This window comes from Pontibacter rugosus (assembly GCF_042678745.1).
In the GTDB taxonomy this organism is placed as follows: Bacteria; Bacteroidota; Bacteroidia; order Cytophagales; family Hymenobacteraceae; genus Pontibacter; species Pontibacter rugosus.
In genome coordinates this window covers 1-20,078 of sequence record NZ_JBHTLD010000079.1, presented here as the reverse complement: position 1 = coordinate 20,078, position 20,078 = coordinate 1, and the positions used below count along the sequence as shown (strand labels likewise).

Below are 20,078 nucleotides of genomic sequence, written 5' to 3'. Positions count from 1 at the left end.
ATATTTGAAAAAGTATTGTGAGGCGCTGCATTAATTATATATTTGTTTAGACCTTTAATCACCGACTAATAAATAATCCATCATTATGAAAAGTAAAATTTTAGCCTTACTTGGTGGCACGCTTCTCTCAGCCTCTGCTATGGCTGGAGGATACCAGGTAAACCTGGCCAGCCAAAGACAAATAGGTATGGGCCATACGGGTACTGGTATACAAACAGGTACATCCAGCATCTTCTTTAACCCGGGTGCCATGAGCTTCCTTCAGGAAAATGGCGTAACAGTTGGGGCAAGCGGACTTGTATCCTATATCTCTTATCGCTCTACTAATTTTACAAGTGCTACAGCAGAGGCCGATAACCCTTTAAAAACGCCTTTCCAGGTATATGCTGCCTTTAGCATTAATGATAAGTTAAAAGCCGGCTTAGGTGTATACACACCTTATGGCAGTACGGTAAGATGGGGTGAGGAGTGGAATGGACGTTTTGGTTTGTCTGAGCTTTCGCTGTCGGCCTTTTACTTCCAGCCAACGCTTAGCTACCAGATCTCTGATAAATTAGGAATAGGTGCCGGTTTGGTGGTGGCTACTGGTAGTGTAAACCTGCAGCGGCAGTTGCCATTACAAGGAGCTAACGGAACAGAGCCAGGCATAGAGTTAGATGGCTCTGCTGAAACAGCCTTGGGCTATAACGTAGGTATTTATTTCCAGCCTAGCGAAAAGTTCTCGGTTGGTATAGATTACCGCTCTAAAGTTGATCTTAAAGTTGAAGGTGGCGATATCACGTACCAAGGCCTGCCTGCTTCTGCTACGGCTCTATTCCAGGGTAAGTCTTTTTCTGCAGAACTGCCGATGCCTGCAACACTATCATTGGGTATAGGTTTCCATCCGAACGAGCGTTGGACAATTGCAGCCGACGTGAGCCATGTAGGATGGAGCGCGTATGAAAGACTTCGCTTTGACTATGATGCGCCAGTGGCTGGCAACATGTCTTCAATCAACCAGCGTAACTACGATGATGCCTTTATCTACCGTTTAGGTACCGAGTATGCTGCAACTGATAAGTTAAAGCTACGTGCCGGTGCTTATTATGATAACACTCCTGTGCAAGACGGCTACCTTACTCCAGAAACACCTGATGCTGACTCTCGTGGCCTTTCTGGCGGTATTGGTTATGCATTCTCAGACAAGTTCAGTGTGGATGCTTCGTTTCTGTACATCAATAAGAAAGAACGCACTGATACAGGCGAGTTCTCTGGCGGTGTAGCCGGTACCTTCAAATCTATTGCTTATATCCCAGGCATCGGCCTGAACTACAATTTCTAATTTTCTTTCCTGATTTAATATGAAAAAGTATATATATAAAGCTAGTGTGCTGGCGCTCTTTGCCGGTGTACTGTTTACAAGCTGCGAGCCTGAGATTAATTATGATGTAAACCCATCAGCAGGAGCAGAACTGGATTTTAGCAATTATGTAGCTATAGGAAACTCTCTTACAGCTGGCTATCAGGATGGAGGTTTGTACCGCGAGGCTCAGCTTAACTCATATCCGGCTATACTGGCTCAACAATTTGAAGAAGTAGGTGGAGGCGAGTTTGTGCAGCCATTGTTTACAGAAGCACAAAGAAACGGGTCAGGCTATTTAAGACTGGCAGGTTTGCCTACACCAACTTCACCAGTACTTGAGCCAGTAACTACTGAACTAGCTGTAAGAAGAGATGTGCAACCGCTACCAGGAGGGCCAAGACTGACCAAGTATACTGATCCTGTAAACAACCTTGCTGTGCCAGGTATATCTGTTCTTTCCGCTGCAACGCCAATTTATGGTGGCGTAAATCCATACTTTGAGCGCCTGTTAACAGATGCTGAAGTAGGGCAGAAAAGCTATGCTCAGAAAGTAGCTGAAGCTCAGCCTACGTTCTTTACCATGTGGCTTGGTAACAACGATATCTTAACTTATGCTACAAATGGTGCTGTTGCTGACCCTACAAACCCGTTCAGCGATAAAACACCAGTTGCAACCTTCAAAGCTGTTTATACACAGATGATGGCAGCTCTTACAAAAGGTGGTACAGTAGAAGGAGTAGTGGCTAACATCCCGGATGTAACCTCTGTTCCGTTCTTCAACACAGTTACGCTTGCGGCTATTAGACAAGGCGATAATGTGCCTGATGATGCTGTTATATATATAAAAGTAGGTCCTGCACCAACTGATGTACGCCCTCTAACAGAGAATGACCGTGTGCTATTAACAACCAGAGCAAACATAGGCCGGCCAGACCAAGTTCAGACACCTAATGGTCCGGTTACTATTCCTCATGGTTTTCATCCTGCTAATCCTTTAGCTGATAATGAGGTGCTTGACGCAGAAGAAGTAGTAGAAGTACAAAATCATACAAAGCTTTTGAACCAAGCTATTGCAGAAGTTGCTGCGGCAAACAACATTCCTGTGTTTGATGTAAATGCTTTTTTTACCTCAATCAAGGGTGGATTTAAAATTGATGAAGTTAACTATACGACATCGTTCATAAGCGGAAACTTGTTTTCACTGGATGGTGTACACTTAACTCCAAGAGGTTATGCAATCATTGCCAATGAATTTGTTCGTGTGATAAATTCTCACTACAAGGCTAGCGTACCAACTGTAAACGTTACCAACTATCGTACAGTGGTATTCCCTTAGTCAGTACAGAAGCCTTACATATAAAAAAAGCACCTCCCCACAGGAGGTGCTTTTTTATTGTCTGAATCAGGATTTGCAGGATTGATGGATGAACAGGATGGTCTAGCTTATACTGTAGATTAAAATTAGTTTTAATGACGATGCTTTATACTGCATACATCATGCGCATCCTGAAATCCCGCAAATCCTGATTCAGACAGTATGTAAATCCTGCAAAGCCTGATCCTTAATGCGCCTCCAGCCAGTTTTCGCCTACGCCTAAACCAACTTCCATAGGCACGCTTAGCTGCAGGGCGTTCGTCATGAGTTCTACAATCTTAGGCGTCACAATCTCAACTTCTTCCTTCGGGGCGTCAAACAAAAGTTCGTCATGCACCTGCAGAATCATGCGTGTCTGTAGCTTCTCCTGCTTCAGGTAATCCTGAATGTTGATCATCGCGATTTTGATGATGTCGGCGGCAGTGCCCTGAATGGGAGCGTTAATGGCGTTACGCTCGGCAAAGGCACGTACCGTTTGGTTGCGCGAGTTAATATCGCGGAGGTAGCGGCGGCGGCCAAGTATAGTTTCAGCATACTCTAGCTCGCGGGCTTTGTCGATGGTGCTGTCCATGTACTCCTTTATGGCCGGGAACTCCTGGAAGTAGGCTTCAATAATATCAGCTGCTTCACGACGAGGAATAACCAGGCGCTCGGCCAGGCCAAAGGCAGAAATACCATAGATGATACCGAAGTTCACCATTTTGGCCTTACGGCGCATCTCGGCATCCACCTGCTCCAGTGGCACGTGGAACACTTTGCTGGCTGTAGAAGCGTGTACATCAATGCCATTTTTGAAGGCCTCTTTCATGGTAGGGTCTCCACTGAAATCAGCCATAATGCGCAGCTCTATCTGCGAGTAGTCAGCAGAGATGATGAGGTGCTTGCTGTTACGCGGTACAAAGGCCTTGCGTATTTCACGGCCCCGCTCCGTTCTGATCGGGATATTCTGCAGGTTCGGGTTGGTTGAGCTCAAGCGGCCGGTGGCGGTGACAGCCTGATTAAACGAAGTATGCACGCGGTTGTCCTGCTCACACACCAGCTGAGGCAGCGCATCCACGTAAGTGGACTTTAGTTTACTAACCTGCCGGTGATCCAGGATCAGGCGCACTATTTCGTGCTCAGAAGCCAGCTTCGTCAGGATCTCCTCGCCGGTGGCGTACTGCCCGGTTTTTGTTTTCTTGATTTTCGATTTGCCATGCAGTTCCAGTTTATCAAAGAGAATCTCGCCCAGCTGCTTTGGAGAACCGATATTAAACTGCTCACCGGCAATCTCAAAAATCCGCTTCTCCATACTTACGATCTCGCTTTCCAGCTGCAGCGAAATATCGGCGAGTGCATCGGAATCTATACTTATACCTTCTTTTTCGATATCGGCCAGCACCTGCACCAGCGGGTTTTCAATGTCACGGAACAACTTCATCAGCCCTTGCTCCTGCAGCAGTGGCTCAAAGTATAACTTCAGCTGCAGCGTAATGTCGGCATCCTCGCAGGCGTAGTCCTTCACCTCCTCCGGCTCCAGGTCGGCCATGGTTTTCTGGTTCTTGCCTTTCGGCCCAATAAGATCTGTAATCGGAACAGGAGAATAGTTAAGGTAGGTTTCGGCCAGCACATCCATGTTGTGACGCATCTCGGGCTCCAGCAGGTAGTGGGCAATCATGGTGTCGAAGATCGGCCCCTTTACCTCCATCTGGTAGTTCTTCATCACCAGGATGTCATACTTGATGTTCTGTCCGATCATAGCGATGTTCGGGTTCTCCAGCACCGGCCTGAACTCATCTACAATGCGCTGCGCCTCCTCCAGGTTGTTTGGCGGCACGGGAACATAGTAGGCCTCGCCTGGGCGGTAGCAGAACGACATGCCCACCAGCTTTGCCGTGATGGCATCTATACTTGTGGTTTCGGTGTCGAAGGAAATCTCATCCTGCTTCAGCAGGTATTGCACCAGGCTTTGGCGCAGCTCAGGTGTGTTGATGAGGTGATAATCGTGCAGCGTAGTGCCCATGCTTCTCATGGTGGCGGGCAGGGTATCTTCCGTAGCAGTGGCATCTGCTGTGGCTGCCGCCGATGCCGGGGCATCAAACAGAGAGCCCTGGTTCGTGTTTCCCTTGCCTTTTCTTGTTCCTTTAGCGGCGGCGGGTGCCGAAGCGGCCTCACCTAAGCTTTTGCCTAAAACACGCTGTGCCAGCTGCCGGAACTCTAGTTCAGCAAACAGCTCTGTTACCTGCTCTTCATTTGGACCATCGAACCGCAGCGCCTCCTCGTTAAACTCCAGCGGCACGTCGCAATGTATGGTGGCCAGTTGTTTTGACATCATGCCCTGGTCGGCGAAGTTCACCACGTTCTCTTTCTGCTTTCCCTTCAGCTGGTCGGCATTGGCAATCAAATTCTCCACAGAGCCGAAGCGCTGGATTAGTGTTTTGGCGGTTTTCTCGCCGATGCCCGGTATGCCCGGAATGTTATCCACGGCATCGCCCTGTAGACCAAGTATATCAATTACCTGCTCTACCCGCTCAATCTCCCACTTATCCAGTATCTTCTGCACGTCCCATACTTCGATGGCATTGCCCATAAAGGCGGGCTTATACAAGTATACATGCTCCGTTACCAGCTGGCAGTAGTCTTTGTCCGGCGTCATCATATACACGTCGAAACCGGCTTTCTCGGCCCGCTGTGCCATGGTGCCGATAATATCATCCGCTTCATAGCCATCCAGAATCAGCACCGGAATGTTGAAGGCTTCCACAATTTTTTTGCAATAAGGTATGGCTATGGAAATGTCTTCCGGCTGTGCCTGACGGTTAGCTTTATACTCGGCAAAATTATCGTGGCGGAAGGTTTTGGCGGCAGAGTCGAAGGCTACGGCAATGTGCGTAGGCTGCTCTTTCTGTAGTACCTCCACCAGCGTGTTGGTAAAGCCAAGGGCAGCACCCGTATTCATGCCTTTGGAGTTGATGCGCGGATTCTTGCTGAAGGCAAAGTGGGCGCGGTATATCAGTGCTAAAGCATCTAGCAGGAAAAGTTTCTTACGTGGTTCGCTCATGCTGCTAATTTAGTCAATTTAAGGATAAACCTTGTCAGGCAGGTAGTGGCCTATACGATTTATACATGTTGCCAGCTGTAGCAATCAGCTTAAGGGTGTAGAACTATATAAGACACAGCTTGCAGCTATACTTACGCAGGTTGTAGAACAAGTCTACAAATTCAGTAATTCTGTTATAGTAATTATTTTTAAGCAAGTTGTTGATATATAAGGAATTGTAATTTTGTTTTTTGTCTGGCACAGTTATTACATAAGGGAGTAGCATTAACGAGTAGAATTAATCCGAACGAAATAGAACTATGAAAAAAATAACGTTAGTGGCATTTGCCTTCGCAGCATGTGGCGCTTTATCATCAGCACAAGCACAGTCTAACATTGCGCCTTCTACGCAGCAGGCAGAACAGGTACAGACCCAGACTACAGGCAAGGAAAAGATCAAAGAAGAGGAATTGCCGGAGGGGGTAAAGCAGGCCCTGAAAAGCGATGTGCTGAAAGAGTGGCAGGTAAGCGAAGTATACAAACTAGCTCCAGAGGCCGCTGCCGAAACTGAAGCAACACCTGTGTATGAAGTTTACTTTACAAATGCAGCACAGCAAAAGACAGTTGCTCAATTTGATGAAGCAGGTCAGGCCATTGCGCAGACTGAAAAGTAAGAGCACCTTGTGCTTTAGTAACAGTATCACTTACTTAAAGGAGAATCAACGATGAGAAAAATAACACTTTTAGCCGTAGCCTTCGCGCTTGTGACATTTGGTGCGCAGGCGCAGGGCAATGCGGTTCAGAAAAGCCAGGCAGTACAGCAAAGCGCCTCACAAGGCCAGCAGGACAAACAAAAAATAACTCCTGAAGAATTGCCGGAAGCAGTTAGAACAGCTTTAACCGGCAGCGATTATAAAGAATGGACGGTAGGAGAGGTTCATAAGATAAAGCCTACTGAAGCGGGTGCCGCTGCTGTTTATGAAGTTCAGTTCCTGGGCAAGGAGCAGGAAGAGCCAGTAGTGGTGCGTTACGATGAAGCCGGTAACGTGGTGTAGGTAAAGCACAGCGTATCAAAACATATATTTTAGAGGAGCCTCCGTTAACATACGGGGGCTTTTTGTTTTTAAAGAAGTGTATAACAAGGCATAACAAGAACACGTTTGGTAGGTATAGAACAAATACAATATAAATACGTTACTTAAAGGCTTCCTGCATACGCTGTAGACAGTAACATAGAAAAAACTATGCCTAAAATACTTCTTATTGATGATGATCCGGCTTTTTGCCTCATGCTGAAATCCTTTTTAAAGAGGCAGCAGTTTGAGGTAGAGACAGCCTTTACAGCCAATGACGGGCTGCGCTTACTTAAGGCATCATCTTTTGATCTTATACTAACCGACTTCCGCCTTCCGGACAAGGATGGACTGGAACTGATGTCGCAGATGCAGGTGCTTACACCAGAAGTGCCTGTTATCTTGATGACCACCTATGCCGATATACGCACGGCTGTCAGAGCCATTAAAATGGGTGCTTATGAGTATGTAACCAAGCCCATCAACCCAGATGAAACGCTCTTGTTAATACAGAGTGCACTCAGCAAAAAGGCAGAACCCGAAACAGATGAAGTGCCTACCACACCTGCCGGAAACCTGCAGTTTGTACGGGGGCAAAGCGATCAGGCGCAGCAGATAGAAGAGTTTATAACACTAGTGGCGCCTACTAACTTATCAGTGATTATTGAGGGTGAAAGCGGCACAGGAAAAGAATATGTAGCCCGCATGATGCACCAGCAAAGCAAACGCCACGACAAACCTTTTGTTGCTATAGACTGTGGCGCACTTTCTAAAGAGTTGGCTGGTAGTGAGTTGTTTGGCTATGTGAAAGGTGCCTTTACAGGTGCTATGAAAGATAAAGAAGGCCAGTTTGAAGCTGCCGAAGGAGGTACGCTGTTCTTAGATGAGATTGGAAACCTGCCTTATGAAATACAGGTAAAGCTGCTGCGTGCGCTACAGGAGCGCAAAGTTCGCAAGCTAGGCAGCACAACCGATCAGGACGTAGATGTGCGGGTATTAGCCGCTACCAACGAAGACCTGGTACAGGCAATATCCAATGGGCAGTTTCGGGAAGATCTTTACCATCGCTTAAATGAGTTCAAGATCAATGTACCTCCTTTGCGTGACCGTAATGGCGATGTTGTACTCTTTGCCAAACATTTCCTGGCACAGGCAAACCGGGAGTTAGAGCGAAACATAACCGGCTTTGATGAAGCCACCGAAGAAGCCATGCTCAGGTATAACTGGCCCGGCAACCTGCGCGAACTCAAAAACGTGGTGAAGCGTGCCGTGCTGCTCAGTAAATCGGGAGAGGTAACTTTACAACAACTGCCGCCGGAGATAGTGAACTATACTCCTGCTGTGCCAGAGCCACAAAACAACGCAGGTATAGCTTATGCAGGTACAGCCATTGACCCCATGGAAACTGACCTGAAAAGTATAAATGAGCGCACCGAACGTGAAATGATCCTGACCATGCTGGAGCGGGTAAAGTATAACAAGTCCAAAGCGGCACGTCTGCTGAACATTGACCGTAAAACGCTTTACAACAAGCTAAAGCTATATAATATAGATATTTAGGCTGCCGCTATGCAGGCTGCTCCGACTGAATACTTTGCAGCTCCTGCTGTAGCCCATGCAGCACCAGCCTTACCTGTTGTTGTACCTGTGCAACGGCAGGCAGTAATACTTCAGGAGTCTGGTGGCCCGTGTGTAATACCTGCTCTAACTGCGACAAGTGTGGAGTTACAGCGTGCGCTTGCAAGTGCTTGAAAGCAGTCAGCATTTTGTGTGCCATGGTGGCCATTGATTTCCAATCCGCCTGATCAGCAGCTTTTAACAGCTGCTCCAGGTTCTGCTCCTGGTCCTGTAGCAACACCTCTATTACTTCTGCTAATACCTCTGTGTCGTCGCCAATAAACTGGCGCATCTCATCCAGGCTATACAGCGCTGCAGGTTCTTCTGCAGGCAGTGCAGGTGTAATAACAGACTCTTCCTTACTTTCTGTTAATGCTGTTTCTGGCTCGGTTGTAGGGTGTATAGCTGCTACTGGCAAAGCCTCAGCCAGCTTTTGATGCAACTCCTGCTCTTTGTATGGTTTCAGAAGGTGGCTTGTGATGCCGGTATTCTTAAAGAAGCCTACATCGTTGCTCAATATGTTAGCTGTTAGCGCAATGATAGGCACTTCTTTGTCAATTTTGCGAATATTACGTGCCACCGTTTTGCCGCTGATACCAGGCAACTGAATATCTGTGAGAACTACATCAAACTTATGCTGCTGCACCTGCTGCATTGCTTCCGGGCCGTCATTGGCTAAATGTACCGTCATGCCCCAGCGGCTTAAAATCAGGTTACACAACGTGCGGCTATACCCATCGTCATCAATCACCAAAGCCCTGAACCCTTCAAAAGAAGCCGGCAGCATAGGAGCATCCTGCCCCGGAGACACAGGTACAGCCTCTTGCGACACCTGTAGTGGCAGTATAACAGTAAAGGTGGTGCCCTCTCCTTCCATGCTGTTCACCGTTAGTGTTCCGCCTTGTATCTCCACCAACTTTTTACTGATTGAGAGCCCGAGGCCTGTTCCGCCATACTTGCGCAAGATAGAGTTATCTGCCTGATTAAATTCTCCAAACACATATTGTATGCGCTCTTGTGCTATACCTATGCCCGTATCAGCCACAGCTATACTTAGCACAGCCCGACTGCGGCGGCGGCTCCGGAGGCTTACCTGCACTTGTACCTGCCCTTTGTGGGTGAACTTGATGGCATTATCCACCAGGTTGAAAAGTATCTGCTTCATGCGCAGCACATCGCCATACAAAACATCCGGAATGGCCGAGTCCAGTTTATAGTTAAAGAAGATGTTTTTGCTGGATGCTTTTAAGGCAAACGCATGTTCTACTTCTTTCAGCAATTGAGAAATGCTGAAAGGTATCCGGTTGATGTACAGCTTGCCTGCTTCTATCTTAGAGAGGTCCAGCACATCGTTTACAATGTGCAGTAGGTGTTGGCCGGCACCGCTCACTGCCTGTAAATGCTCCTGCTGCTCTTGTTGTAAGGGCGTATGGTGTAGCTGCTGGGTAAAGCCAAGTATAACGTTTAGCGGTGTGCGCATTTCATGGCTCATATTTGCTACAAAAGCCTCTTTGGCACGTGCCAGTTGTACGGCTTCTTTCTGCGCTTTTATCAGGCCTCGTTTGTAATTATTGCTGCGGGTAATATCACGAAGTATAACAAGTATAAACGCTATACCACTACCCAAGCCCGCAATTCCGATAATCAGCAGTATGGTGGATGTTTCTTTGGCCACGCCACGCGCATGGCTGGAGTTTAGCCTTGTCTGCTCCTGCTCATGGCGCTCAAGCTCGTATATCATGGTGCGGATCTGGTCCATGATGTGCTTGTCTTGCTGGAGCAGGGCCAGTTCTTTAAGCTGTAGTTGCTGTTCCTGCTCATCGGCCTCGCGCTGCACGTTGTGCAGAATGCGGCGCACTTTGCTAAGTGGTGCTACTGGTGCAATGGCAGCACTGGTGTCTATCTGTGTTTCCTGTCGCACATCAAACTGAGGCACTATCACCTTGGGCGGTGGCGGAAGCAGTGGTCTTTCTTCTTTTTCTTTCTTAGAAAATATTCGGCCAAAGAACCCCCGTTTCTCCTTTACCTCCTGCTGTACATACGGCTCTTGCTCCTGCTCGGGCATTTCTCCTTCAAGTTGCTCTTCGCCGGCAGTGCCGTTCATGTTCAGCCGATCCGAAATGGTGGTTTTAGTATGCTTGCTGATGGTGGTAGAAAGTGGCTTTTGTTCGGCAGTAGAGGCAATCTGGCGCATCGCCTTGCGCGAATAATTATTCAGTTTCTGCTGCTTTTTAAGCGCAATATACTGGGTAAGGCTTTTCTGCTTTGCCTCCAGCAGTGCAGAAATAGAGTCTACCTGTGCCAGCTCGCGCGGGCTATCCTTCATGAGAAACTCTAGTGAATCTATCTGGTTCTGGATCGTGTCGAGGTGCGTCAGGTAAGCCTTGAATTGCTTTTCGCTAGTAGTAAGAGTATAGGCACGAATGGCGCTTTCTGCGGTAGAGATAGTCCCTAAAGTATGCTGCAGCTCTCTCAGCTTATGGTTTGGTTGTGATAGCACCTCCACGGAGTCCAGGAGCTTGGTAAAGCTGGCGTAGGTAAGGTATATGGCAGCCACTACTACACCCAATGCCAGTGTAAAACCTACTATAACCTTCGTTTTGATGTTATCTCCAACTATTTTCATGTATTGATAACCTGTTTTGATGTATGCCCTGCGGGCTCCGGTCCTTTAACGCCATTACAACAGAAATGATTGCAGAAGGGTGCCAGCGTTCTAAAATTTAGGATTTAGAAAGTAACAAGTATAAGCTAAGATAGTTGTATGTTGCTAAATTGTTAAATCTAAATATCCACGGCTTAGCCGTTTTCGTTAGAAGAGATAAGGGCATTCTGTTACAGCCACTTCTCAAGCAATTTCGAAATTCATGGGTACTACTATGGCAAAGCTGTTGATAATTGTAGGAATAGTGCCGCTATACTTGGGGTTCCCTACAGCTGTCGCTGGGCAGGATATCATTATGACCAGTGCAGGGGATGAAATTGTGGCAAAGGTGCTGCATGTAGGGCCTGATGTGGTAGTATACCGTTACTTTAGCGACGCGGAGGGGGCTACGCTTAAACTATCTCGCAAAGATGTTACTGATATGCGCCTAATGGCATCGGCCGACCCAATGGCTGCCGCAGAGGTATATTACAAAGATGAAAAGACAAGTATTAAATCTGAACAATTACTAGAGGAGCAGGCAAAGCGCGATGCAAAAGCGTATTTTAAAGCCCATGGCGTATTTTGGACTACCATGGGAGCTACCTTGATTTCGCCCGCTGCTGGCCTGGCTACAGGAGCCGCTACATCTGCGGTGTCTCCCAACATCAACACAGACTATAACCCTAACCGCCACCTGATGAAGGAGGCGGCCTATCGGGAAGCTTATCAGAAGTACGCAAAACGCCGCAAAGTAGGCAAAGCTGCCGCTGGTTTTGGCGTTGGTGCCGCTATACTTGGGGTTGTTTATATGGTAGCAGCTAGTGTGGGAGCTGGTGGTTAAAGCGTTGATACAAATAGAGATTATTGATTTGTATAGGGTTGGTAGCAGGCTTTCTGTATTGAGAGTCTATTTGCAGTGGTGTTTAATTATACTTCTTTATAGAATCAGATAGGAATATACAGGCAAGTTGCTGTAAAATAAATTGTTAGTACTAAACAAACACTTATCAGGGCGAGGTTAATAAATGCTCTTACAATCCAGACATTTCTTGAGAAATCATGATGAAGAGCCTTGCTTAATAAAACAGCAAGACCCATAAATAAAAACCAGATACTAAAGAACCAGGAGGTTTCCCCACGAACAATTATTGTAACAGCATCATGAATCAGACCACAAAAAACAAAGGTAAGAATCAGAGAAAGTGAAACAGGAAAAGTTCTCTTTAGGGGTTTGAAAATATACTTACCTAAGTAATATCCGAAAATAGGATTCCAATAATTCCAAAAGGTTGAGAAGTTCTTAGCTCCTAGCGAGCGGTAAAGATTGTTTCTCAATGATCTTGGACTTCCCATGGATATTCCGTTTCGCTTTTTTATATATTGTGCTAAGGTTATATCCATGGTCAAAGTTCTTTCGCTTGTGGGTAATTAAAGTATAAAAGGCATGAGAGGCAGGTTATTTTCTGCTTCTCATGCCTTTTCCTTTTCCAATACTTAAGCTATTATATTACCAACTGCTGCTGGCACCGCCGCCGCCGAAGGAGCCGCCGCCAAAGCCTCCGAAACCGCCGCCGCCACCTCCGCCGCCGAACATGCCGCCGCCTGAACGGAAGGAGCCAAAGCCCCCCGGAATAATAACCGGGCCACCGAAGGTACGGGAATAGCGTCTGCCCCCACGGCCACCGCCCCCGCCCATTTTCGAAAAGAGAATAAGGGCAAGTATAACAATTACGATGATGAACAAGATAGACGGGCCGGATTCACCTTCACCTTGAGCTGTTGGGTCTCCCTGGTAAGCGCCGCTGGCTAGTTCAAAGATTAAGCTGGTTGCCTGGTCGAGGCCTGCATAATAGTTGCCTTCTGCAAAAGCGGGTTTTAATGTACGCTCCGTAATGCGTTTAGCAATGGCATCAGGTATGTATTCCTCCATGCCGTAACCAGTTTGGATCGCTACTTTCCTTTCTTCTTTTGCTACAAGTATAACCAGGCCGTTATCATACTTGCCAGAGCCTACGCCCCAACGCTCTCCTAATTCGGAAGCATATTGGTTTATATCATACCCACCGATAGAAGTCATTAGCACCACGGCTATCTGGCTGGAGGTAGTATCGGAGTAATTAATCAGCTTTTGCTCCAGGGCTTGCTCTTCCTGCGGGGTGAGCATATCTGCAAAATCATTCACCAACCGGTTAGATTTAGCCGGAAAATCGTTGCCCTGTGCTAAAGCCGAAAGACTTAAGAGACAAAAGTATAAAAATAGAGATAGTTGCTTCATGTTGTGCTTAGTCTCCGAACGAGATATCGTCGCTCAGTTCGTTGATGTCGCTTTGACGGTTGTAAGGGAAGTGTGCCTGCAGTTGTTCGCCGGCCATGCGTATGCCGCGGGCTAAGCCTTCAGCATACTTCTTTTGCTTAAAATGTTTGATCACCTCTTCTGTGATGTCTTCCCAAAAGTGATCAGGTACGGAGGCGTTGATGCCGGCATCACCTATCACGGCAAACTGATGATCTTCGATGGCAATATAGAATAATACACCGTTGCGCTGTTCTGTCTGGTGCATATGCAGCTCAGCGAATACCTCGGTGGCACGATCCAGTACATCTATTTCGCAGTTGCTCTCTATATGCACTCTGATTTCGCCAGAGGTTTGCATCTCCGCATCTTTAATAGCGGCTACTATCTTCTGCTCATCGGCAGGAGTGATGGTATCTTTAGGCATAAAGGAAGGGTTTATATGGCTGATCATCCTGTTAAAGACAACCAGCCATGCCACAATTTGTTAGAACTCTACCGTTGGGGCTGTTTGCGCACCGGCATCAGCTTCAAAGTAGCCTTTTTTATCAAAGTCGAACCAGCCAGCAATAAAGTTGCGCGGAAACGAGCGTATATAGGAATTATAGTCCTGCACCGTTTCGTTAAACTTGCGCCTTTCTACTGAAATACGGTTTTCAGTGCCTTCTAATTGAGCTTGTAGCTCCAGAAAGTTTTGGTTAGCCTTCAGCTCCGGGTACCGCTCCACGGACACCAGCAGGCGGCTGAGTGCACCGGAAAGTTCACCTTGTGCAGCCTGAAATTTCTGTATGTTCTCAGGCGTAAGGTTATCAGGGCTAATGTTTACGCTGGTGGCTTTGGCACGTGCCTCAATTACCTGTGTCAGCGTTTCTTTCTCAAAATTGGCAGCGCCTTTTACAGTATTAACCAGGTTAGGCACCAGGTCTGCTCGGCGTTGATAGGAGTTTTGTACGTTGGCCCATTGGGCTTCTACCTGCTCATCTTTCTGCACCATAGTATTGTAGCCACAAGATGATTGTGACGCTAAGATTACAAAGCCAATAAGGTAGAAAATCAGTCTTTTCATGCGTTGTTATTAGGTTGGTTGGTATACATTCTATGTGTCCCTTACGGGCCATATCTGTACGAAGATAGAAAAGCTGTGTTAAGCCCCACAGAAAAATAACTAAAACTTCTTCGGGTAGTAGCCAACAAACAGGTTAATCTGCTGTTAAGGCAGGTACTGAAGAAGTGATAATAATAGTCAAAAACTAAAACCAATCTGGCAACGATACCTGATTTCTCTCTCTAAATTGATATATTGCAGAAAAGGATAATAGTATATGAAAGCAATTATACCTGTAGCAGGGGTTGGTTCAAAGCTTAGGCCGCATACGCATACGCAGCCTAAATCACTGGTTCCTATAGCCGACAATACTATACTGGGCCATATTATTGAAAAGCTGCTGGATGCTGGTATTCAGGATTTTGTTTTTATAATTGGTTACCTCGGTGAGAAAGTAGAGCGCTATGTGCGCCAGAAGTATCCGCAGGTAAATGCTGAGTTTGTGGTGCAGGAACCGCGCGAAGGCCTTGGCCACGCGCTTTGGGTGGCCCGCCATACGTTCGCAGAGGAGGCAAGTGTACTCATTATGCTTGGCGATGCCATTGTAGATGTAGACCTGCAGCCTATTATTGAAGCACCCTACTCAGTGTTAGGTGTGAAGAAAGTAGCAAAGCCATCATTGTTCGGTGTTACTGAAATGGGCAGTGATGAGTTCGTGACAAAAGTAATCGAGAAGCCGAAGATACCGAAGTCTAACTTTGCGTTGGTGGGGCTTTATAAAATCGTGCAGCCACAGAAGCTGATAGCCTCGCTAGACCATATCATTACAGAAGACCTGCGCACGCAAGGTGAATACCATCTGACAGACGCGCTGATGCACATGATCAAAAACGGGGAAAAGATGGTGCCCTGGAGCGTAGACCATTGGTTTGACTGTGGCCGTAAAGAAACTTTGCTGGAGGCGAACGCCACCTTGCTGGCCCGCCCCAAGTTTCGCGACCGCGACTATAGCCAGATGTGCCCCGGCTGTATTATCATACCACCTGTCAGCATTGGGCAGGACTGTAATATCACCAATTCTATCATCGGCCCCAACGTGGCCATCGGCGATAATACTACCATCACGAATTGTATCTTGAGCAACTCCATCATCGGCTCATACTCAGATATGGAATATGCCGTGATGAACGATTCGATCATTGGCAGCGATGCCTCCTTCAAAGGCTTCAGCCACAGCCTGAACATCGGCGATAGTACGGAAATTAATTTTGGGCAGTAACTCTTAGACGCTAGATAATAGACGTTAGATTTTAGACAAGGGAATGTAAAAGAGCTCTTTTATCTAGCCTTTGTAAAATTGCCTGCTGGTAGTTTTGCTTAAGTATCTAACACCCATACTGCAAGTTTAGCGCCAGCGTAAATGTGGCTTATATGAGGCCAGTTTGCAAAGGCGTTATCTAGATTTATACTTCCGCCTTTGCAAACTGGCTACTACATCCAACCGCCAGTTTGAGCAAAGCGGTAACTGGCGGTATGTTAGGGCGGTACGTACGGCTTTATAAGTGATGATTGCTAGCGCAAGTAAACTCCCTTAACGCATCAAGAAAAAAGTCTAGTGTCTAGCATCTTGATGCTTGTGTCTATTTTACAAAAACGTCAGCTCATTCAACTGGTCCAGCATCCAGCCGGTGAGGCTGTAGCGGTGGCGGGTGGCAACCAGAACCTCGTGCGGAATCAGATCGGCGCGGAAACAGGCAAGGCGGCCGGCGATGGGCAGGATGTCTACTTCTTCTTCCGAGCCATCTTCCTGTGGTAAGTATAAACGCAGGTTACCGCCGTGCTCCGGCTTCCAATCCTCATTCAGATAGCAAATGAACGACAGGCGGCGGTGGTCGTTTTCCTTGAACTGGTCGATGTGGCGCTGGTAAACGGTGCCCGGAGGATAAACCGTAAAGTGAAACTCGTAGTCTTTCAGGCCCAAAAAGCAGGTGCGGTTAATGTAGCGCATCACCTCATTCATACGATCCAGGAATACTTGTGTGGGCGGCAAGGCCTCGGATGGCTCTATCCACCGGATAAAGTCACCGCGCACTTCTTTGTCTACCGTAAATTGATCGGCAGCGCCGATACCGGCTTTCTTGAATGTGCCCTGCTCCTGGTGGTGTGTCAGTACGTCCAGTAAATTACGCACCTCCTCCGGCTCCAGAAAGTTATCCACGATGGCATATCCTTTATCCGACAGCCTGTCGGCTATCTGCTCAAACTTTTGCAGCAACTTCTCGTCTTCCAGTTCGTCAAACATACACTATGGATGGCTTGGTTTATGCTTTTATACTTGGCGGCGAGTTTTTTGGCTGACCTTCTGATGAAAAGCGACCAAAAGTAAGCAGGAAAAAGGCAGCTTGTACAGGTGGTATGGCAAGAAATTTTCGAGCCGGAACAGCTTGTGGGTTAAGGGCAAAGAAACGGGCTACAGTATCATAGAGGCGGTATTATGTTGTAATTTTCTTAACTTGTATCCATCACTTTGTAATATAACCTTAAACAAACGTATAGGCTAAGCCATTATGAAAAGGACAACTGTAATTCTGCTGGCCGGCGGCCTCACGGCTGTGTCGGCTTGCAAATCATCTCAAACTGATACTACTGCCACAGGCATGATGACAGAAAACACAACAAGTGCGACAGCACAAAATACGACCACTACAGCATTACATTACCCGGATACCAAGAAAGTAGACCAAGTAGACGATTATTTCGGAACTAAAGTGGCCGATCCGTACCGCTGGCAGGAAACGCATGATACGCAACTGGACGAGTGGATTGAGGAGCAAAACGAAGTAACCAAGAGCTACCTGAGCGACATCGACTTCAGAGATAACATCAAGAAGCGCCTGACCGAAATCTGGAACTACCCGAAGTATGGCGCTCCGTTTAAAGAGGGTGGTAAATACTACTTCTTTAAAAACGATGGCCTGCAAAACCAGAGCGTGCTATACGTGCAGGAGAACCTGGAGGCAGAGCCAAAAGTATTCTTCGACCCGAACAAGTTGAGCGAAGACGGCACTGTAGCCCTTACAGCACTTTCTTTTTCTAATGACGGAAAGTACCTGGCTTATGGCACCTCCAGCGGCGGTTCTGACTGGAACACCTATCACGTAATGGAAACGGCTACTGGTAAGAAGCTGGACGATCAAATTGACTGGGTGAAGTTCTCTAGCCCAAGCTGGAGCGGAAATGGCTTCTTCTACAGCCGTTACGATGCCCCAACCGAGGGTAACAAGCTGGCCAATAAGAACGAGTACCACAAAGTATACTATCACAAAGTAGGCACGCCACAGAGCCAGGACCAACTGGTGTACGAGAACAAGCAGCACGCACTGCGCAACTACTACGGCCAGACCACAGACGATGAGCGCTTCCTGCTGCTGAACGTATCAGAAGGCGCCAGCGGAGCCAACGCTTTGTACTACAAAGACCTGAAGAATCCGAAATCTGCCATCAAGCCAATCGTGGATAGCTTCGAGAGTGAGTATAGTGTGGTGGATAACTTCGTTGAGCAGCTGCTGGTGATGACAAACAAGAACGCACCGCGCTACCGCCTGGTGATGATCGACCCTGCAAAGCCACAGGAGCAGAACTGGAAAACTATAGTACCTGAATCTCAGAATGTGATTCAGGGCGTATCTGCCGTAGGTGGCCGCATTATCGTGACATATATGAAGGATGCTGCCAGCCAGGTGGTAGTGTACGACCAGAGCGGAAAGCAGCTGAATTCGGTAGAGCTGCCAACTTTGGGTACTGTGAGTGGCTTTAGCGGAAAACAGCAGGATAAAGAGGTATTCTTTACCTTTACTTCCTTCACTTACCCACCAACTATTTACCGTTATGATGTGGTGAACAACAAAGTAACGCAGTTCCGCAAAACAGAAGTAAATGTGAATACCGATGCTTTCGAAACGAAGCAGGTATTTTATACTTCTAAGGACGGTACCAAAGTGCCCATGTTTATCGTGCACAAAAAAGGCTTGAAGCTGGATGGTACCAACCCGACGTACCTCTATGCTTATGGTGGCTTCAACATCTCCATGACGCCAAGCTTTAGCATTGCTAACATGTTATGGCTGGAGAATGGTGGCGTTTACGCGATGCCGAACCTGCGTGGTGGTGGCGAATACGGCGAAGACTGGCACAAAGCTGGCATGACGCCAAACAAGCAAAATGTGTTCAACGACTTTATCGCTGCAGCTGAGTACCTCATCGACCAGAAGTATACTTCTTCAGAGAAACTGGCCGTAGCTGGTGGCTCTAACGGTGGTTTGCTGGTAGGTGCCTTCATGACGCAGCGCCCTGAGCTGGCTAAAGTTGCCTTGCCTGCCGTAGGAGTAATGGATATGCTGCGCTTCCACAAGTTTACTATTGGTTGGGCTTGGGTGCCGGAGTATGGCTCATCAGACAACGAGGCACAGTTTAAGAATCTGTATACTTTCTCGCCGCTGCACAACATCAAAGAAGGCGTGAAATATCCGGCTACATTGGTGAAGACAGCCGACCACGACGATCGCGTAGTGCCAGCACACTCATTCAAGTTCATCTCTGAGCTGCAGGACAAAGGTGCACCGGGCAACCCATACCTGATTCGTGTGGATGTACGTGCAGGTCACGGAGCCGGTAAGCCAACATCGCTGGTCATTCAGGAGTACGCGGATACCTATGCTTTTATCTATAAAAACATGGGCGTGAATCCGTACCAGCAAAATCAATAACACAAGTATAAATCTGCCATTTATACTTAAGCCGCGTTGCCTGTTTCAGGTGGCGCGGCTTTTTTGTTTTAGCGGAGCGATGTAGGAAGTATAGCTTAAAATGTATATTTTGAAGTCTAAACTAAACAACCTGCTATGGAAACTTTCTACAACGATGACATGCGCGAAAGCATAAGTATCGCACCTAGTGCAGCTGACTACCTGCGCGAAGCCGCCAAGTGGGGCAAGTTTCTGGCTATCGTAGGCTTTGTGGTGATTGGCCTGATGGTGGTGATGGCGCTTTTTGCAGGTGCTTTTATGGGAGCTATGATGGATGGTATGAGCGGTGCCACAGGAGGTGCAGGAGCAATAGGCAGCGGTTTTCTTGTCGTTTTATACTTGCTGTTCGCGCTGCTATACTTCTTCCCGGTGCTGTATCTATACCGCTTTTCCAGCAAAGCACAGCAAGGAGTAAACCTGGAGAGCCCGCAGGCCATTGCCGAAGCTTTCAAGAACTTAAAGTCGCTGCTTAAGTTTATGGGCATCCTGACGATTATCATGATTGCCTTCTACGGGTTAGCTCTCTTATTCATGGTGCTCGGTATGGGCATTGGCTCGATGATGTAGGGAGGTTAAAGTAACTTAGCTTTTTTTATTAATGATTCATCCTTGGCACAAGCAGGATTCTACGTCAGGTCGGTTATAAAGCTTTCGGGAGTAGTTTTGGCAAAAGTATGTTCTACTTGATAAAAAAGCATATGAGGCTTTACTATAATTTGTTTTACACAATCTATAGCTTTACTAAAGCTATAGAAAGAGGATACTGGTACCAAAATGATTCAAATAGAGCATTCGGTGCTGTTTGTGCAGTATCGCTTTTGCAACTAGCTAACTTGACAACAGTAAATTCTTCATTTTTTAA

16 protein-coding genes are annotated in these 20,078 nt (G+C 47.2%); 9 read left to right on the top strand and 7 right to left on the bottom strand.

The features are described from left to right. Positions 1–85 precede the first annotated feature (85 nt). Both ACFQ2O_RS10315 and ACFQ2O_RS10310 read left to right on the top strand, forming a co-directional pair. The gene (locus tag ACFQ2O_RS10315; RefSeq protein ID WP_377526900.1) at positions 86–1,321 is read left to right on the top strand and encodes an OmpP1/FadL family transporter; all 1,236 of its coding nucleotides are present in this window, start codon (positions 86–88) and stop codon (positions 1,319–1,321) included. Between the two features lie 19 nt (positions 1,322–1,340). Continuing rightward, positions 1,341–2,678 carry an SGNH/GDSL hydrolase family protein gene (locus ACFQ2O_RS10310; RefSeq protein ID WP_377526897.1) on the top strand — a complete coding sequence of 446 codons (1,338 nt, stop codon included), beginning with the start codon at positions 1,341–1,343 and terminating at the stop codon, positions 2,676–2,678. Positions 2,679–2,904: 226 nt separating this feature from the next. Here the strand turns inward: ACFQ2O_RS10310 and polA are convergent, their stop codons facing one another. Beyond that, positions 2,905–5,757: a DNA polymerase I gene (gene polA, locus ACFQ2O_RS10305; RefSeq protein ID WP_377526893.1), complete on the bottom strand. Its 2,853-nt coding sequence runs from the start codon at positions 5,755–5,757 to the stop codon at positions 2,905–2,907. A 299-nt stretch (positions 5,758–6,056) separates the two neighbouring features. Here polA and ACFQ2O_RS10300 point away from each other — a divergent pair, with 299 nt between their 5' ends. The 3 genes from ACFQ2O_RS10300 to ACFQ2O_RS10290 all read left to right on the top strand — a co-directional run bounded on the left by ACFQ2O_RS10300 (position 6,057) and on the right by ACFQ2O_RS10290 (position 8,369). Further along, complete coding sequence (locus tag ACFQ2O_RS10300; RefSeq protein ID WP_377526890.1) at positions 6,057–6,410, top strand: hypothetical protein; 354 nt, start codon at positions 6,057–6,059, stop codon at positions 6,408–6,410. 51 nt (positions 6,411–6,461) lie between these two features. Beyond that, positions 6,462–6,791, top strand: a complete 330-nt coding sequence (locus ACFQ2O_RS10295) for a hypothetical protein (RefSeq protein ID WP_377526885.1) — start codon at positions 6,462–6,464, stop codon at positions 6,789–6,791. Between the two features lie 189 nt (positions 6,792–6,980). Then, positions 6,981–8,369, top strand: a complete 1,389-nt coding sequence (locus ACFQ2O_RS10290) for a sigma-54-dependent transcriptional regulator (protein ID WP_377526882.1) — start codon at positions 6,981–6,983, stop codon at positions 8,367–8,369. Positions 8,370–8,376: 7 nt separating this feature from the next. On the opposite strand, the gene ACFQ2O_RS10285 is transcribed toward ACFQ2O_RS10290, so the two are convergent. Further along, a complete protein-coding gene (locus tag ACFQ2O_RS10285) occupies positions 8,377–11,052 on the bottom strand; it encodes an ATP-binding protein (RefSeq protein ID WP_377526879.1) in 2,676 nt (891 codons plus the stop codon). A gap of 253 nt (positions 11,053–11,305) precedes the next feature. On the opposite strand from ACFQ2O_RS10285, the gene ACFQ2O_RS10280 reads away from it, so the two are divergent. Further along, a complete protein-coding gene (locus tag ACFQ2O_RS10280) occupies positions 11,306–11,914 on the top strand; it encodes a hypothetical protein (RefSeq protein WP_377526876.1) in 609 nt (202 codons plus the stop codon). Between the two features lie 104 nt (positions 11,915–12,018). Here the strand turns inward: ACFQ2O_RS10280 and ACFQ2O_RS10275 are convergent, their stop codons facing one another. The 4 genes from ACFQ2O_RS10275 to ACFQ2O_RS10260 all read right to left on the bottom strand — a co-directional run bounded on the left by ACFQ2O_RS10275 (position 12,019) and on the right by ACFQ2O_RS10260 (position 14,432). Then, positions 12,019–12,474 (bottom strand): acyltransferase, encoded by a 456-nt coding sequence (locus ACFQ2O_RS10275; protein WP_377526873.1) that lies wholly within the window; start codon positions 12,472–12,474, stop codon positions 12,019–12,021. A gap of 106 nt (positions 12,475–12,580) precedes the next feature. Further along, positions 12,581–13,348 (bottom strand): TPM domain-containing protein, encoded by a 768-nt coding sequence (locus ACFQ2O_RS10270; protein ID WP_377526869.1) that lies wholly within the window; start codon positions 13,346–13,348, stop codon positions 12,581–12,583. A gap of 7 nt (positions 13,349–13,355) precedes the next feature. Next, positions 13,356–13,793 carry a TPM domain-containing protein gene (locus ACFQ2O_RS10265; protein ID WP_377526866.1) on the bottom strand — a complete coding sequence of 146 codons (438 nt, stop codon included), beginning with the start codon at positions 13,791–13,793 and terminating at the stop codon, positions 13,356–13,358. A gap of 60 nt (positions 13,794–13,853) precedes the next feature. After that, positions 13,854–14,432, bottom strand: coding sequence for a LemA family protein (locus ACFQ2O_RS10260; RefSeq protein WP_377526863.1), 579 nt, complete (start codon positions 14,430–14,432; stop codon positions 13,854–13,856). 256 nt (positions 14,433–14,688) lie between these two features. On the opposite strand from ACFQ2O_RS10260, the gene ACFQ2O_RS10255 reads away from it, so the two are divergent. Next, complete coding sequence (locus ACFQ2O_RS10255; protein ID WP_377526859.1) at positions 14,689–15,690, top strand: sugar phosphate nucleotidyltransferase; 1,002 nt, start codon at positions 14,689–14,691, stop codon at positions 15,688–15,690. A 366-nt stretch (positions 15,691–16,056) separates the two neighbouring features. Here the strand turns inward: ACFQ2O_RS10255 and ACFQ2O_RS10250 are convergent, their stop codons facing one another. Next, positions 16,057–16,713 (bottom strand): 2OG-Fe(II) oxygenase, encoded by a 657-nt coding sequence (locus tag ACFQ2O_RS10250; RefSeq protein ID WP_377526854.1) that lies wholly within the window; start codon positions 16,711–16,713, stop codon positions 16,057–16,059. 265 nt (positions 16,714–16,978) lie between these two features. Here ACFQ2O_RS10250 and ACFQ2O_RS10245 point away from each other — a divergent pair, with 265 nt between their 5' ends. Continuing rightward, positions 16,979–19,177, top strand: a complete 2,199-nt coding sequence (locus ACFQ2O_RS10245) for a prolyl oligopeptidase family serine peptidase (RefSeq protein WP_377526849.1) — start codon at positions 16,979–16,981, stop codon at positions 19,175–19,177. A gap of 135 nt (positions 19,178–19,312) precedes the next feature. Further along, entirely contained in the window at positions 19,313–19,783 is a 471-nt protein-coding gene (locus tag ACFQ2O_RS10240; RefSeq protein ID WP_377526845.1) for a hypothetical protein, read from the top strand. The last annotated feature ends 295 nt before the right edge of the window (positions 19,784–20,078 follow it).

What these genes read in the sequence shown, in the direction of transcription:
- ACFQ2O_RS10315 (WP_377526900.1), top strand. Translation starts at nt 86, where the DNA reads ATGAAAAGTAAAATTTTAGCCTTACTTGGTGGCACGCTTCTCTCAGCC.
- ACFQ2O_RS10310 (WP_377526897.1), top strand. Translation starts at nt 1,341, where the DNA reads ATGAAAAAGTATATATATAAAGCTAGTGTGCTGGCGCTCTTTGCCGGT.
- polA (WP_377526893.1), bottom strand. Translation starts at nt 5,757, where the DNA reads ATGAGCGAACCACGTAAGAAACTTTTCCTGCTAGATGCTTTAGCACTG.
- ACFQ2O_RS10300 (WP_377526890.1), top strand. Translation starts at nt 6,057, where the DNA reads ATGAAAAAAATAACGTTAGTGGCATTTGCCTTCGCAGCATGTGGCGCT.
- ACFQ2O_RS10295 (WP_377526885.1), top strand. Translation starts at nt 6,462, where the DNA reads ATGAGAAAAATAACACTTTTAGCCGTAGCCTTCGCGCTTGTGACATTT.
- ACFQ2O_RS10290 (WP_377526882.1), top strand. Translation starts at nt 6,981, where the DNA reads ATGCCTAAAATACTTCTTATTGATGATGATCCGGCTTTTTGCCTCATG.
- ACFQ2O_RS10285 (WP_377526879.1), bottom strand. Translation starts at nt 11,052, where the DNA reads ATGAAAATAGTTGGAGATAACATCAAAACGAAGGTTATAGTAGGTTTT.
- ACFQ2O_RS10280 (WP_377526876.1), top strand. Translation starts at nt 11,306, where the DNA reads ATGGCAAAGCTGTTGATAATTGTAGGAATAGTGCCGCTATACTTGGGG.
- ACFQ2O_RS10275 (WP_377526873.1), bottom strand. Translation starts at nt 12,474, where the DNA reads ATGGATATAACCTTAGCACAATATATAAAAAAGCGAAACGGAATATCC.
- ACFQ2O_RS10270 (WP_377526869.1), bottom strand. Translation starts at nt 13,348, where the DNA reads ATGAAGCAACTATCTCTATTTTTATACTTTTGTCTCTTAAGTCTTTCG.
- ACFQ2O_RS10265 (WP_377526866.1), bottom strand. Translation starts at nt 13,793, where the DNA reads ATGCCTAAAGATACCATCACTCCTGCCGATGAGCAGAAGATAGTAGCC.
- ACFQ2O_RS10260 (WP_377526863.1), bottom strand. Translation starts at nt 14,432, where the DNA reads ATGAAAAGACTGATTTTCTACCTTATTGGCTTTGTAATCTTAGCGTCA.
- ACFQ2O_RS10255 (WP_377526859.1), top strand. Translation starts at nt 14,689, where the DNA reads ATGAAAGCAATTATACCTGTAGCAGGGGTTGGTTCAAAGCTTAGGCCG.
- ACFQ2O_RS10250 (WP_377526854.1), bottom strand. Translation starts at nt 16,713, where the DNA reads ATGTTTGACGAACTGGAAGACGAGAAGTTGCTGCAAAAGTTTGAGCAG.
- ACFQ2O_RS10245 (WP_377526849.1), top strand. Translation starts at nt 16,979, where the DNA reads ATGAAAAGGACAACTGTAATTCTGCTGGCCGGCGGCCTCACGGCTGTG.
- ACFQ2O_RS10240 (WP_377526845.1), top strand. Translation starts at nt 19,313, where the DNA reads ATGGAAACTTTCTACAACGATGACATGCGCGAAAGCATAAGTATCGCA.